This window comes from Prauserella sediminis, assembly GCF_014195435.1.
In the GTDB taxonomy this organism is placed as follows: domain Bacteria; phylum Actinomycetota; class Actinomycetes; order Mycobacteriales; family Pseudonocardiaceae; genus Prauserella; species Prauserella salsuginis.
Genome location: NZ_JACIBS010000011.1, coordinates 17,963 through 31,435 on the forward strand (window position 1 = coordinate 17,963; position 13,473 = coordinate 31,435).

Here is a 13,473-nt window from a genome sequence, read left to right on the forward strand (position 1 = left end):
CGGTTCATCATCAGCCTGACCGGAGCATCAGCCCTCATTCAAACAATGTGTATCGGCCCTGAGATGTCAAAAAACCAAGCCTCAACACGGGCGGCCGTATCCTCGTGGCAGTGCATGGACCACTTCCTCCGCTTCCCTGTGTGCAGGCTTTCGAAGCCGCTGCCCGGTTGGAGAGCTTCGCCGCCGCGGCCGGTGAACTGCACCTCTCGCCCGCGACGGTCAGCCAGCGCATCCGGACGTTGGAAACCCACCTCGGGGTGCGTCTGTTCGACCGGCTGGCGCGCAGCGTGGAACTCACCGAGCTCGGCCGCGCCTATCTCCCCGCGGTCCGTGACAGCTTCGAGGAGCTGGCGGTAGCGACCAGCGGACTGTTCGGCGCGGTGCGACGCGAACAGCTCACCGTGCGCACTCAGGTGTCGTACGCGACGACCTGGCTGGCGCCCCGAATCCACGAGTTCCAGCAGGTGCATCCGGCCATCGACCTGCGCCTGGTGTGTGCCATCTGGTCCGAGGCGCTGCCCCCTGGTGAAGTCGACGTCGACATTCACCAGGGACGCGGCCCCTGGCCCGGCGTCAGCAGCGAGCTGCTTCACCACGACCACGCCGTGGTCGTGCACGGACCGGCGCATCTGGCTCGCTACGGCCCGGTCACCTCGCACGCCGATCTCGCCGCCCGCCCCAGAGTCCAGGTACTCGGTTTCGACGACGTGTGGCAGCGGATCCTGCCGGGCGATGCGGTGGAGCCCGAGCGCGCCATCACCGTCGACACCAGCCTCGCCGCACTCGAGATGGCCGCCGCCGACGATGTCTGCGCGGTCGTGCCCGAACGGTTCGCTCGCACCGCCGTCCGCACCGGTCGCGTCAGCCTCGCCCTCGACCGGACGTGGCCGATGCGTCAAGCCCACTACCTGCTCCGCCCGCTCGACGCACCGCACCACACCGCATCCGCACGCGCGTTCCTGCGCTGGCTCGACGAGCTCGAACAGGACAGCGCCCCGCTGGGAGAGATGACCGAGTAACGGTCCGCACCACGGTGGGCGACCTCGCCGTGGTGACCGGCTGCGGCGTGCATCCGCTGGCAGGCGGCCCGCGAGCGGGGCCGCGAGTCCTCGACGCGCGCCTCAGCGGGGTGTGATCGGCTCCGGGGTCGGCCGCTTCGGTGCGACGCCGTCACCGGAGGAGGTGCCGGTCAGCCGCCGGTGGATCCAGGGGACGACGTGGGTGCGGACCCACCGGAGGTCCTCGCTGCGCCGCTGCGCAGGCGTCTCCGCGGGGACGGGCGGTAGGTCGGCGGGCCGCAGTGTGTGCGGGGCGCCGAGGGCGTCGAGTACGGCCGACGCGACGGCCCGGTGGCCGTGGGGGCCGAGGTGGATGCGGTCGTCGGACCACATCCGGCGGTCCCGCAGTTCGCGCATCGCCCACATGTCCACGACGAGCGCACCGTGCCGCGCCGCGATGAGCCGGACGTGCTCGTTGTAGACGGCGGTGCGGCCCCGCAGCTTCCGGAACACCGGATCGTCGACCCCGTCGACGCCGGTGAACAGCACCACCGTCGTCCCCGACGCGGCGAGCTTGCCGACGGCCTCGTCGTAGACCTCGGCGAGACCGTCGATGTCGGGCCGGGGCCGCATCAGATCGTTGCCACCGGCGTAGAGCGTCACCAGGTCGGGGCGCAGCGCGAGTGCGGGGTCGAGCTGTTCGGCCACCACCTCGCCGAGCAATCGGCCGCGCACGGCCAGGTTCGCGTAGCCGAGACCGGGGTGAGCCGCCGCGAGGGACTCTGCCACGAGGTCGGCCCACCCGCGGACACCGTTCGGGTAAACGGGGTCGTCGTCGCCGACCCCCTCGGTGAACGAATCTCCCACTGCGACGAACCGCTCGAACATGGTCATGACTCTAGTCATCGGGCGCCTGTGATCGGGCACGCACCGGGATTACCGCTACCGCTGACACCGCCTACCGGCGAAGGTTCCCCGTGCCCGGTTGCAACCGTAGTGTCCGCCTCGGCGTCGTAGCCTCGAGCTCCGGCCGCAGCCGGCGGCCGGAGCTCGAGGCGACACCGACGTCGTCACAACCGAACAACGACAACCGAACAGCGACACAACCGACGGTCACATCTCGGCCGACGAAGGAAACCTGGGGGTTTTCGTAATCATGAGGAAACGAGTGAAGCTCGGCGTCGTGGCGCTGAGCGCGGTCTTCGGGGCGACCCTCGCTCCGCCGGCCGCGGCGGCACCGGCCACCGCGCAAGTGGATCCACGGATCACGATCGGCACGCACAACACGCTGCGCGGCGCGGTCGACTATCACAACTTCGCCGGCATCATCGGCTGGCAGGAGGTCAAGGGCACGGCGTCGAAGAACAAGCTCAAGCGCCAGCTTCCCGACAACTATCGGCACTACTTCGCCAAGGGCCCGAACTCGGCCGGTTCGCACCAGGTGCCGATCTCGTGGCGCAGCCACCGGTTCGAGAAGCTCGCGTCCGGCTACAAGCGGACGCACCCGGGCGAGGCCGGCGTCACGCCCGCGCGTTTCGTCACGTGGGTGAAGCTGCAGCTGCGCGGCACGAACAAGAAGGTCATCGTGGTGAACACGCATCTCATCTCCGGTGCGTGGTCCAAGCATCCGGAGCGGCGGGATCGCTGGCGGACCCACATGCGGAAGCTGCGCAGCAAGGTCCGCACGTTGCACTCGAACCACCCGAACGCACAGCTGTTCGTGGTGGGGGACTTCAACCGGCGCAAGGCGCTGTCGATGCCGTCCCCGCTGAAGTACACGCCGATCAAGGGCGTCCGCGGAGTGCGTCTGGACCACATGTACGCGCCGACGAACGTGCCGCACTCGAAGGCGCTGCAGCGGCCGAAGTGGGGTTCCGACCACCACGCCTACAAGATGCGCGTCCGGTTGTAACAGCGGTCGTTCATCGCGACACGGGGCGCCGGGCTCGGCTGCGAGCCCGGCGCCCTCTCGTGTGATCACGGCCGAGTCGTGTCAACTCGGCAGCAGTTCGAAATCTTCGAAGTCGAAGCCGGGGGAGACGATGCACGAGACGAGCGCCTCGGCGTCGCCTGCGGGCCTGGCGGTCTGCCACACACCGGCCGGCACGAGCACCTGGAGGTGCTGGCCGTCCTCGACCGCGGGGCCGAGCGTGTAGGTCTGCGGTTCGGACGCTGGTTCGTCACCGGTGCCGCCGAGCTGCAGGGTGAGCGGCCCGCCGCGGTGCCAGAGCCACAGCTCGTCACTGCGGACCCGATGCCACGCCGATTCCTCACCTGGCGCGAGCAGATAGTGGATGCCGGTGGCCGCCGAACGCTCGCCCGGATAGCCCTCGGGACGGAACGTGTGGCCGGCCACCCACGTCTGCCGGTACCAGCCGCCTTCCGGGTGGGGTTCGAGGTCGAGGGCCGCGGCGAGCGGCGGTCGTTGCGGGGTCGACATGATCGCGAAGTCTAGTCGGCGCGGGAGGTGGGGCGGTCGCGACGACCGCCCCACCTCCCGTCCTCGGTTCGTCGTCAGGCGTCCGGCTCGCCGGGAACGCCGGGAACGCTGTCACCCCGAACCGGGGTGTCCTCGGCCCTCCGGTCACGGGACGCCCCGGCGCGGGACGAGGGAGTGCCGTCGGTCGAATAACCGAGGTCGAAGTCCTGCCTGCCGTGTTCGACGCCGACGTGGACCGTCGCCGTGGCGGGACCGTAGCCGCTGGCGATCACCGTGTAGTGACCGTGCTCGACATCGTCGAATCGGTAGGTGCCGTCGGAGGCGGTCATCGTGACGCCCGCGACCTCACCGACCTCGTCGAGCAGCACCACGCGAGCCTCGGCGACCGCCGCGCCACTGAGCTCCGAGCGCACGATTCCTTCCAGATGGCCCGCCGCGCTGAGCTCGACGTCCTGGGTGACGCGCTCGCCGGTGGCCAGGCGGACCGGCGTTGCCTGCGGCCGGTAGCCCTGGGCCGTCACGGCAAGGGTGTAGGTGCCGCCGGCCACGTCGGGGAACCGGTACCAGCCGTCGCCTCCGGTGAGGCTCGCGTCGAGCACGTCGCCGCCGACGTCGGTCAGCACGACCGTCGCGCCGCCCACCGGCCGCGCCTGCGGGGTCCGGACGCGGCCGGTGACCTGGCCCGAGCCCGTCAGCGCGATGTCGCGGCGAAGCGGGGTCCCGCCGAGTTCGACCGACTGGGCCGACGGCTGGAGGTGCTCGGCGGCAGCGATGAGGATGTACCGGCCCGGCTCGCGGGCGCCGACGCGGAATGCTCCGTCGTCGCCGCTCCGTGCCAGGTCGACCTGTGCCCCCGAGGAGTCGGTGAGCGTGAGCGTGACCCCGGCGGCGGGGGAGCCCGCTGCCGTGACGACGCCGTGCACCGTGGCTCGCCGGCCGGCGGCCGAACCGTCCCGCACCGCGGCCACGGGGCCGGGCGCAGGCATGTCCGCAGCCGCACGTGCGGCGGGGACGGGGGACTGCGCCGGCCCGACTGCCGTCGCGGCGGCGGGAATCCGGTCGGTGGCGGGAGCCTCCGCGGCACCGGCGGTGTCCTCGTCCTTCGTTTCGGCAATGTCGAGGGTGCTGCGCAGCGGCGTCTCCTTGATGAACATCACGGCGATGAGCGTGATGACGGCGACGACGGCACCGATGAGGAACACGTCGCCGATGGCGTCGCCGTAGGCCGACCGCACGATGGCCTGCACGGGTGCGGGCATCGCCTCGACGTCGAGCGTGCTCCCGCCGGAGCCACCTGCCCCACCGCTCATCGGCATACCGCGGGCGGCCGCCGCTTCGGCGATGTAGTCGGAGACGTTGTGCGCGAGCACCGCGCCGAGCGCGGACACACCCGCCGAGCCGCCGAGCGTGCGGAAGAACGTCACCACGGCGGTGCTGGAACCGACGTCGCGCATGCCGACCGTGTTCTGGGCGACCAGCACCAGGTTCTGCATGAGGCAGCCGGTTCCGATACCCATCAGCGCCAGGTAGACGCCCATCTGGGCCAGGTTGATCTCACTGTCGATCGTGCCGAGCAGACCCAGCGCGACGACGAGGATCGACGCGCCGCCCACCAGGAACGGCTTCGTCCTGCCGATACGGGACACGACCTGGCCCGAGATCGTTGTTGACAGGAACATGCCGAGCACCATCGGCATGGTCATCAGGCCGGCTTCGGTGGGCGAGTAACCGCGCGCGATCTGGTAGTACTGCGCCAGGAAGACCGCGCCGCCGAACATCGCCGTGCCGACGGCGAGCGTGCCGATCACGGTGAGCGAGAAGGACCGGTTGCGGAACAGTTTGAGCGGCACCACCGGTTCGGAGACCTTCGTCTCCACGAACACGGCCAGGATCAGCGCAACGGCTGCGCCACCGAGGAACGCGGCGGTCGTCGGCGACCACCAGTCGAACTCCTTGCCGGCGAGCGAGACCCAGATCAGCACCAGGGCGACACCGCCGACGATGAGCGTCGCGCCCAGCCAGTCGATTTTCACCTGCCGCTTGATCACGGGCAGTTTGAGCGTCTTGCCGAGTACGATCAGCGCGATCACGGCGACGGGCACGGTGACCCAGAAGCACCAGCGCCAGCCGAGCGGCGAGTCGACGATGATGCCGCCGAGCAGTGGGCCGGACACCGTGGCGACGGCGAACGTCGCGCCGATGTAGCCGGAGTAGCGGCCACGGTCACGCGGCGAGATCATCGCGGCGATGACCGCCTGGACGAGTGCCTGCAGGCCGCCCATGCCGATGCCCTGGATGGCGCGGTAGGTGATCAGCTCCGGCATCGACTCGGCGAAGCCGCCGAGGACCGAGCCGACGGTGAAGATGACGATCGCGAGCTGGTACAGCAGCTTCTTGCTGAACAGGTCGGCGAGCTTTCCCCAGATCGGCGTGGTGGCCGTCGAGGTCAGCAGCATCGCGGTGATCACCCAGGTGTATTGGCTCTGGGTGCCGTCGAGGTCGGCGATGATGCGGGGCAGGGCGTTGGAAACGATCGTCGACGAGAGGATCGCGACGAGCAGCGCGAGCAGCAGGCCGATGAAGGCCTGCATGATCTCCCGCTTGGACATCGTGGCGTCGGGATCCTCGACGGTCTGGGCGTGCGCGGACGTGATGAACCCCCTGAGTAAGGACAGAGTTGTGACGACGAGAGTCGTAAGCCGGTTGACTCAACATAACAAATAACTTGATTGATGCAACTACATATTCCCGGCCGTGGCAGCACCTAGCCCGATCAGGCGAGGGGATTTGCGTAGTTCGTACGGGGTTCGCCCGAGGTCGGCGTGCGACAACTCACGTCCGCTCCGTGCCCGGCCGCCACTGTCGCATTGACCTCCAGTGCGCTGGAGGTGCGAGGCTGAACCCATGACAGCGCAGACCGCCTCCGCAAGCACCGACACCGGCGTCCCGTCCACCGATCCGTGGGGCATCGACGCCCTCGATCTCGACGCCTACCTTGCACGGATCGGCCGCCCCGCGGAGCCGCCGTCGTTCTCAGCGCTCACCGCGTTGCACGAGGCGCATGTGCTGACGATCCCGTTCGAGAACGTCGACCCGTTCACCGGCAGATCCCCGTCACTCGACCTCGACACGATCCAGGCCAAGCTCGTCACACGGCACCGCGGCGGCTACTGCTACGAGCACAGCCTGCTGTTCGCCGCCGTACTCGAACGTCTCGGCTACGGCGTCACGCGGCTGACGGCACGCGTACAACCGCACCGCAACGGCCCGAGATCCCACATGAGCCTGCGCGTCACCGTCGACGGCACGTCCTATCTCGCCGACGTCGGTTTCGGTGCCGGCGTGCTGCACCCCATGCCGCTCGAAGACGGGGTCGTCGTGGACCAGGCGGGGTGGGCGAACCGGCTCAGTCACGACGACGGAACGTGGACGCTCGAGAAGCGGACGGCCGACGGCTGGGAGCCGCTCCACGCGTTCGACGAGGCGCCTCAGCGCCCCATCGACTACGAGGTGTTCAACCACTACGTCGCCACGCACCCGAAGTCGCCGTTCACCGGCGGGCTCATCGTGATGCGGCTCGAACCGGGCGTCAGCACGAAACTCCTCGGCCGCAAGCGTGTCGTCGAACGTCCCGACGGCAGCAAGGACGAGACCGAGCTCGACCACGACGACATCGTCGACGAGCTGCGCAGGATGGACGTCGTGCTGACCGACGACGAGGCGGCCGCGCTGACCGAGGCGATGAAGGCCGCCGACTGATCGCCCGCCGACCGGGTTGGCCGATCAGTCGGGCAGCAGCCGGGTCACGAGCCGGGACAGCTGGCGGATCGTGCGGCATTCGAACATCGGCACCTCCCGCGCGTAGCGGTGCGCCTCCGAATCGCCGGTGCCCCACGACGACTCGCGCTCCGGGTTGAGCCAGTAGACGTGCCGCGCACGCTCGGCCATCGCCCGCAACGCGGGAAGGTTCGGCGGGGCGCCGTTGGTGCGGCCGTCACCGAGGATGAGCACGCTGGTGCGGGGGCCGAGCACGTCGCCCCAGCCGTCGGCGAACGTCTGCAACGCCCCGTCGTAATCGCTGCTCATGCCGACCTGCGTCAGATCGGCCTCGGCCACGATGCGGTCGGCCAGGTTCTCGGGTTCGTCCCGTCCGGCCCGCACCAGCTCGGTGATCTCGTCGGTGCGTGAGACGAACGCGAAACTGCGGACCTTCGAGAACTGGTCGCTCAGCGCCTGCGTGAGCAACAGGGTGAACTGGGCGAATCCCGCGACCGAGCCGGACATGTCGCAGAGCAGCACCAGTTCCGGGCGGCCGGGACGCCTGCGGCGCATCACGGGACGCATCGGCACCCCGCCGGTGGCCAACGACCGGCGCACGGTGCGCCGTAGGTCGATGCGGCCGCGCGTCGCCCGCCTGCGCCGCGCCGCCAACCGGGTGGCGAGCTTGCGAGAGAGCGGCTGCACCGCGCGGCGCATCTCGGCGAACTGCTCCGCCGTGGCGCTCGTGAACGACACGAGGTCGGTCTGCGGTGCGACGGCGTGCCGCGCGATCCGGTCCCGGCCGCGTAGCTCCGCGGTTCGCCTGCGCGCCTCCGCGCGCACGTGGTCGGTGAAGGCCGCGATCCCCGCGGCGGCCTCACGATCGGCCAGCGCATCCGCCGGCTCGCCGTCCAGGCCGTCGGTTCTGGCCTCCCGGATCGCGTCCCGCAACCGGGCCCGCAACGCCTGGGGGCGCACCTCGGACAACGTCTGATACGCCGACCAACCACTCAACCGCGCGGCAGAACCGCCGTTCCCGCCTGCCTCGCCCGTGGTGCCCTGCGTTCCCTGCCCGCCTTGTCCACCTTGTCCGCCGGAGGCCGCGCCGTAGCCGCCGAACAGGTCGATTCCGGTGGCTGCCAGCGCACGCACGCGCGCGTCGTCCCCCGCCACGAGAGCGTCGAGAAGCTGATCACGCAGTCGGGCCGGTGTGGCGGGCTCGTCGACCGTGGTCTCCGACGTGCCGTGCGCGGTGGGGAAGTAGAGGTCGAAGACACCGTCGAACACGGGCCGCTGGGCCGCGCCCCGCAACACACTCGCGGCCAGGGCTTCGCGGAGCCGCTCCCGGTCGGCCAACCCGACGGCCTCGGCGGCTGCCGCAGCATCGACCGTCTCGCCGGTTCCGACGGCGATGCCGTGCTCGCGCAGCGCGTGCGCGAACTCGACGAGCCTGCCGGCCACGGCGTGCGCCGTCATGACGCGGCGTTCTCGGGCGAGAAGTTTCCGGACGACGCCGTTCCTGCGGCGGCCGCGACGCTGTCGGTGGCGTCACCGGGGGAGAGCACCCGGTCGAGTCGCAGTTCGGACAGTGCCTTCCGCTGGTCGGTCTCGTACTTGAGGATCACCCCGAGCGTCGCGCGCACGACCTGCTCGTCGAGCGTGTCCGCCCCGAGCGCCAGCAGCGTGCGCGCCCAGTCCACCGACTCGGCAATCGACGGCGATTTGCGCAGTTCCAGCTCCCGCAGCGCGCCGACCACCCGCACCAGCGAGGCAGCCAGCTCGGTGTCGAGCTGCGGCACGCGCAGTGTGACGATGTCCCGTTCCAGCTCGGCGGGCGGGAAGTCCAGGTGCAGGAACAGGCATCGGCGTTTCAGCGCTTCGGACAGCTCGCGCGTGGCGTTCGAGGTGAGTACCACGAGCGGCCGCCGCGTCGCCGTGATCGTGCCGAGCTCGGGGACGGTGACCTGGAAGTCACCCAGCACCTCCAACAGCAACCCCTCGACTTCGACGTCCGCCTTGTCGATCTCGTCGATGAGCAGCACCGTCGGGTCCTCGTTGCGGATCGCCGTCAGCAACGGGCGCGACAGCAGGAACTCCTCGCTGAACACGTGCTCGCGGGTGGCGTCCCAGCTCTCGTCCTTGGCCGCCGTGATGCGCAGTAGCTGACTGGCGTGGTTCCACTCGTACAACGCGCGTGACTCGTCGATGCCCTCGTAGCACTGCAGCCGGATCAGCTCGCTGTCGGTCGCGGCCGCCATGGCGCGGGCCAGCTCGGTCTTGCCGACCCCGGCAGGACCTTCGACCAGCAGTGGCTTGCCGAGCCGGTCGGCGAGGAACACCGTGGTCGCCACGGCGTTCGACGCGAGGTATCCGGCCCCTGCCAGGCGTTCGACGACCTCGTCGACCGATGCGAACACCGGCTCCTGCTCGGACGATTGCGGCACGGCCTGCGACGTCGATGACTCTGTCACAACGGACTCCTCGTGGTAAGCGTCCGCTCATTCTCGCGCTCGCGGGCGTTTCGTCGCGAGGCCGGTGGTTCAGCTCACGTGTTTTGTCAGGGGTAGGTGAGACAACGGTTCCCTACGGCAGCGGTCGTCCACGGCGGCCCCGGTCGACCGGGAGAGTCCACACAGCACCCGGCCAGCTCCCACCAGAAGAGTCCGACCAGCAGAGTCCGACCAGAGGAGTCACCGTGTTCCACGGCATGAGCACCGTCAGCCTGTTCGCCGACGACGTGTCCCAGGCGAGCGACTGGTACGCCGATCTGCTCGGCATCCAGCCCTACTTCGTCCGCCCGCTCGACGGGCCTCCCGCGTACATCGAGTTCCGGATCGGGCCGGAGCAGCACGAGCTGGGCATCATCGACGCGCGCTACGCGCCGCACCGACTCGGGGACGGCGGCATCGTCCTCTACTGGCACGTCGACGACCCGCGCGCCGCCTACGAGGAACTGCTCACGAAGGGCGCCACCGAACACGAAGGCCCGATCGATCGGGGCGAGGGTTTCGTCACGGCGTCGGTGCGCGATCCGTTCGGCAACATCGTCGGTGTCATCCGCAACCCGCACGCCCGCCCCGATGTCGAAGGCTCCCAGGGCGGGCACTAGTGGCGGGTGGCGCCTACGGCGCGCTGCGGCCGATGATCACGGTGGCGCCGAGGTCCTCGCACCGCTCCACGCGCGGCACGAGCCCCGCCCCGGCGAACGCCGCGGCCGCGCCGACGGCCTGCCGCTCGCTGGTCTCGCTCAGCACGTGGCCGCCGCGGGCGAGCCACGACGGCGCCTCACCTGCGAGCGCGCGGAGCGTGTCGAGCCCGTCGGCGCCGCCGTCGAGCGCGATCCCCGGTTCGTGGTCACGGGCCTCCGGCGGCATCGACGCGATCGCCTCCGACGGCACGTACGGCACGTTGGCCACGACGACGTCCACGGTGCCCCGCAGACCGGGCGGCAGCGCGGCGAACAGGTCGCCCTCGTGGACGCGACCGGGCAGGTTCCGGCGGGCGCACCGCACCGCGGCAGGGTCGAGGTCGGCGGCATGGACCGTCGCATCGGGACGTTCCGCCGCGACCGCCGCACCGAGCGCGCCGGACCCGCAACACAGGTCGACGACGACACCACCGGCCGGCAGCACCTCGAGGGCCTGCTCCACGAGGAAACCGGTCCGTTGCCGCGGCACGAACACGCCCGGATCGACCGCCACGCGCAGCCCGCGGAAGGCGGCCCAGCCGAGCACGTACTCGAGGGGCTCGCCACCCACTCGGCGTGCTACCAGCCGCTCCAATTCCGCCGGGCCGGTGGCCGCGTCCTGCAGCAGCGCGGCCTCGTCCTCGGCGAACACGCATCCGGCGCTGCGGAGGGACGACACGATCGGCGATGGCGGCACCGCCTCAGGTTAGCGCCGCGTACGGCGGCCGAAGCGGGCGGTGAACCCGTGTCTGCGGATGCGCTCGGCCGCCTCGGCGCCCACCAGCTCTCGTGCGATGTCGAACTCGCGACTCAGGCGGGTGTTGCTGACCGACGGGTTGTCGGTGCACAGCGCCACCGGCACGCCCGCTGCAACGAGGGTGCCCAGCTGGTGGTGCCGCCGGTTCTCGGCCGCACCGGTCTGCACGTTGCTGGTGATCGCGACCTCGAGCGTGATGCCGTGGGCGGCGAGGTGGTCGAGCAGCCGCGGATCCTCGGCGGACCGCACTCCGTGGCCGATCCGCATCGGGCGCAGCTCCCGGACGGCGTTCCACACGCTCCCCGGACCGGCCGCCTCGCCGGCATGGATCGTGACCGGCACGCCTGCGTCGTGGGCCAGGCCGAACGCGGGGGAGAACTGCGCGACGGGGTATCCCGCCTCATCACCCGCCAGGTCGACACCGACGAGCCGGTCGGCGTGCCGCAGGAGCCTGCGCATCTGCCGACCGGCAGAGTCCGGGCCTTCGTCACGCACGACGATGCCGATGAGCCCGACGTCGATCGGCAGCCCGTGGCCCGCGGCGGCATCGGTGACGACTTCGATGACGGCGTCGGCCTCCAGCCCTGTCTGAGCGGCGATGAACTGTGGGCTGAACCGGAACTCGACCGCGGTGAGCCCGTCGTCGCAGGCGTCCGCCACGGCCTCGTGGGTGATCCACCACCAGTCGTCGGTCATGGTCGCGAATTTCGCGGCGTTGTCGATCTTCGCCAGGTAGGGGAGCAGGTCGCCTTCACGGCCCGCCACGAACTCACTCCGGGACGCACGGGCGCCCGCCCGCGCGGCGAGGCGGTGCGCCGTGGACGGCCGGATCGAACCTTCCAGATGCCGGTGCAGATCGATCAGCGGACCGGATTCGGGCAGCGGAATGGACATGGATGAACGAAACCCTTCGCGACGAGCGGAACGCCGGGGCGAGACCCCGCAAGGCGACCGCTGGAACCAGACACACCGAGGCAGGCACCGCAACCACCGGGCGATCGGACACCGTGGCGCCGGACGACACACACGCGCCGGAGCGCTGCACACTGCGACGTCACCGGCTCGCGACAGCGCCAACGCCGGGACAGCGCCGGGACGTCGCGGACGCCGACACACCGCGGGCATCCGACACACCGCGGGTGCGGTGCCGGGCGCTGGTCAGCCGCGAAGGTCCATGCGATAGCTGTGGTCGCCGAAGACCGCGAACACGCGATCGGCGTCGGCGCTCCGCACAGCAAGCATGGTCGGCATTCTAGACCGGCCGATGATCACCGTTCAACGCTCAGGGCGCTGTCGGCCGGTCCGTATCCGGCGACACCCGCTGCGGAGTACCGGACCGCCACGACACCGGCACGCGAACGGTGCTGTCAGTGACAGTGAGGTCCGGATGCCGTCCCCGTCCCCGTGGTTCCGAGCTCGTCGGAGCGTCCGGCGTCGAGTCGCGACCACTGGGCGGTGGGCCGTCCGTCGGTCCGGTACTGGTCCTCGTCGGCCTCCCACTCGACCGGCCAGCCCACGGGCGAGTCTTCCCAGGCCTCCTGCCGCCCGTAGACGGTCAGGTCCAGCAGCGCCCAGCTGTAGTCCATCGCCTCGACGCCGCGGCGTGTGGTCCAGTAGGTCTCGAAGACACGGTCACCGTCTCGCAGGTAGCACACCAGGTGGAACAAGCCGATCTCACGACCGACGAGGAGCGCGTCGAGGGAGGGCTGTGCCGAGTACCACGGCATGTCCCAGCCCATGAAGTCGCGATAACGGAGGCTCTCGTCGTAGCTCACCCGGGCGTCGGCCCCGTCGACGGCGACGTTGCGGCCCTGGCAGAAGACTGCATAGGTGGCGCCGCGGGAGTGCAGATAGGACAGTTCGCCGACCTGGCTCGTGTACACCGTGCAGCCCTCGCACTGCTCGGCCGCGGGTCTGCCGGGGTTCCACATGAAGTAGTAGGCGATGAGCTGTCGGCGGCCTTCGAACGCGTCGAGCAGGGTCAGCGGCCCGACAGGGCCGAGCAGCTCCAGGCCGGCGTCCATCTCGACCATGGGCAGCCGCCGCCGCGCCGAGGCGATCGCGTCACCCTCGCGGGTGTGCGCCTTCTCCCGCACGCGCAGCTCATCCAGTTCGGCCTGGAAAGTGGCCCGGTCGACCACCGCCGGCAACGCCGGCGCATCGTGGGCCGTGGTGTCACGATCAGTCATGGCGTCGTCCGCTCGTCGGATGCGCTCATTGTGACGGGTGCACGGCACCGCCGCACCGGGTACGACACCGAACCGACGGCCACTCGACCGCGCGACTGCCCGGGGCAACCGGCAGAACCGGCGCCGTGCGCGGCTGCGACCGG

The 13,473-nt window shown here is 70.4% G+C and carries 12 protein-coding genes; 4 read left to right on the forward strand and 8 right to left on the reverse strand.

Annotated elements, in window-relative coordinates; genetic code table 11:
• Positions 1 to 140: 140 nt before the first annotated feature.
• Entirely contained in the window at positions 141 to 1,019 is an 879-nt protein-coding gene (locus tag FB384_RS24830) for a LysR substrate-binding domain-containing protein (protein WP_221213643.1), read from the forward strand.
• Between the two features lie 102 nt (positions 1,020 to 1,121).
• Here the strand turns inward: FB384_RS24830 and FB384_RS24835 are convergent, their stop codons facing one another.
• Positions 1,122 to 1,886, reverse strand: coding sequence for an SGNH/GDSL hydrolase family protein (locus FB384_RS24835; protein ID WP_183787278.1), 765 nt, complete (start codon positions 1,884 to 1,886; stop codon positions 1,122 to 1,124).
• A gap of 268 nt (positions 1,887 to 2,154) precedes the next feature.
• Here FB384_RS24835 and FB384_RS24840 point away from each other — a divergent pair, with 268 nt between their 5' ends.
• Complete coding sequence (locus FB384_RS24840; RefSeq protein ID WP_183787279.1) at positions 2,155 to 2,910, forward strand: endonuclease/exonuclease/phosphatase family protein; 756 nt, start codon at positions 2,155 to 2,157, stop codon at positions 2,908 to 2,910.
• Between the two features lie 81 nt (positions 2,911 to 2,991).
• On the opposite strand, the gene FB384_RS24845 is transcribed toward FB384_RS24840, so the two are convergent.
• Together FB384_RS24845 and FB384_RS24850 are read right to left on the reverse strand one after the other, a co-directional pair.
• Positions 2,992 to 3,438, reverse strand: a complete 447-nt coding sequence (locus FB384_RS24845) for a cupin domain-containing protein (RefSeq protein WP_183787280.1) — start codon at positions 3,436 to 3,438, stop codon at positions 2,992 to 2,994.
• Positions 3,439 to 3,512: 74 nt separating this feature from the next.
• A complete protein-coding gene (locus FB384_RS24850) occupies positions 3,513 to 6,047 on the reverse strand; it encodes an MFS transporter (RefSeq protein WP_183787281.1) in 2,535 nt (844 codons plus the stop codon).
• 295 nt (positions 6,048 to 6,342) lie between these two features.
• Between FB384_RS24850 and FB384_RS24855 the strand changes: the two genes are divergently transcribed.
• Positions 6,343 to 7,197: an arylamine N-acetyltransferase family protein gene (locus FB384_RS24855; protein WP_183787282.1), complete on the forward strand. Its 855-nt coding sequence runs from the start codon at positions 6,343 to 6,345 to the stop codon at positions 7,195 to 7,197.
• Positions 7,198 to 7,221: 24 nt separating this feature from the next.
• Here FB384_RS24855 and FB384_RS24860 read toward each other — a convergent pair whose 3' ends face one another.
• Both FB384_RS24860 and FB384_RS24865 read right to left on the reverse strand, forming a co-directional pair.
• Entirely contained in the window at positions 7,222 to 8,673 is a 1,452-nt protein-coding gene (locus tag FB384_RS24860; RefSeq protein ID WP_183787283.1) for a VWA domain-containing protein, read from the reverse strand.
• Positions 8,670 to 9,668 carry an AAA family ATPase gene (locus tag FB384_RS24865; RefSeq protein ID WP_407676112.1) on the reverse strand — a complete coding sequence of 333 codons (999 nt, stop codon included), beginning with the start codon at positions 9,666 to 9,668 and terminating at the stop codon, positions 8,670 to 8,672. The genes FB384_RS24860 and FB384_RS24865 overlap by 4 nt, the downstream gene beginning before the upstream one ends.
• Positions 9,669 to 9,904: 236 nt before the next feature.
• Between FB384_RS24865 and FB384_RS24870 the strand changes: the two genes are divergently transcribed.
• On the forward strand, positions 9,905 to 10,306 hold the full coding sequence (locus FB384_RS24870) for a VOC family protein (protein WP_221213644.1): 402 nt from the start codon (positions 9,905 to 9,907) through the stop codon (positions 10,304 to 10,306).
• A 13-nt stretch (positions 10,307 to 10,319) separates the two neighbouring features.
• Here the strand turns inward: FB384_RS24870 and FB384_RS24875 are convergent, their stop codons facing one another.
• The 3 genes from FB384_RS24875 to FB384_RS24885 form a co-directional block, all read right to left on the reverse strand.
• A complete protein-coding gene (locus tag FB384_RS24875) occupies positions 10,320 to 11,081 on the reverse strand; it encodes a putative protein N(5)-glutamine methyltransferase (RefSeq protein WP_183787285.1) in 762 nt (253 codons plus the stop codon).
• 9 nt (positions 11,082 to 11,090) lie between these two features.
• Complete coding sequence (add, locus tag FB384_RS24880) at positions 11,091 to 12,035, reverse strand: adenosine deaminase (RefSeq protein WP_183787286.1); 945 nt, start codon at positions 12,033 to 12,035, stop codon at positions 11,091 to 11,093.
• 473 nt (positions 12,036 to 12,508) lie between these two features.
• A complete protein-coding gene (locus tag FB384_RS24885) occupies positions 12,509 to 13,330 on the reverse strand; it encodes a DUF899 family protein (RefSeq protein ID WP_183787287.1) in 822 nt (273 codons plus the stop codon).
• Positions 13,331 to 13,473 lie beyond the last annotated feature (143 nt).

What these genes read in the sequence shown, in the direction of transcription:
- FB384_RS24835 (WP_183787278.1), bottom strand. Translation starts at nt 1,886, where the DNA reads ATGTTCGAGCGGTTCGTCGCAGTGGGAGATTCGTTCACCGAGGGGGTC.
- FB384_RS24840 (WP_183787279.1), top strand. Translation starts at nt 2,155, where the DNA reads ATGAGGAAACGAGTGAAGCTCGGCGTCGTGGCGCTGAGCGCGGTCTTC.
- FB384_RS24845 (WP_183787280.1), bottom strand. Translation starts at nt 3,438, where the DNA reads ATGTCGACCCCGCAACGACCGCCGCTCGCCGCGGCCCTCGACCTCGAA.
- FB384_RS24850 (WP_183787281.1), bottom strand. Translation starts at nt 6,047, where the DNA reads ATGTCCAAGCGGGAGATCATGCAGGCCTTCATCGGCCTGCTGCTCGCG.
- FB384_RS24855 (WP_183787282.1), top strand. Translation starts at nt 6,343, where the DNA reads ATGACAGCGCAGACCGCCTCCGCAAGCACCGACACCGGCGTCCCGTCC.
- FB384_RS24860 (WP_183787283.1), bottom strand. Translation starts at nt 8,673, where the DNA reads ATGACGGCGCACGCCGTGGCCGGCAGGCTCGTCGAGTTCGCGCACGCG.
- FB384_RS24870 (WP_221213644.1), top strand. Translation starts at nt 9,905, where the DNA reads ATGAGCACCGTCAGCCTGTTCGCCGACGACGTGTCCCAGGCGAGCGAC.
- add (WP_183787286.1), bottom strand. Translation starts at nt 12,035, where the DNA reads ATGTCCATTCCGCTGCCCGAATCCGGTCCGCTGATCGATCTGCACCGG.
- FB384_RS24885 (WP_183787287.1), bottom strand. Translation starts at nt 13,330, where the DNA reads ATGACTGATCGTGACACCACGGCCCACGATGCGCCGGCGTTGCCGGCG.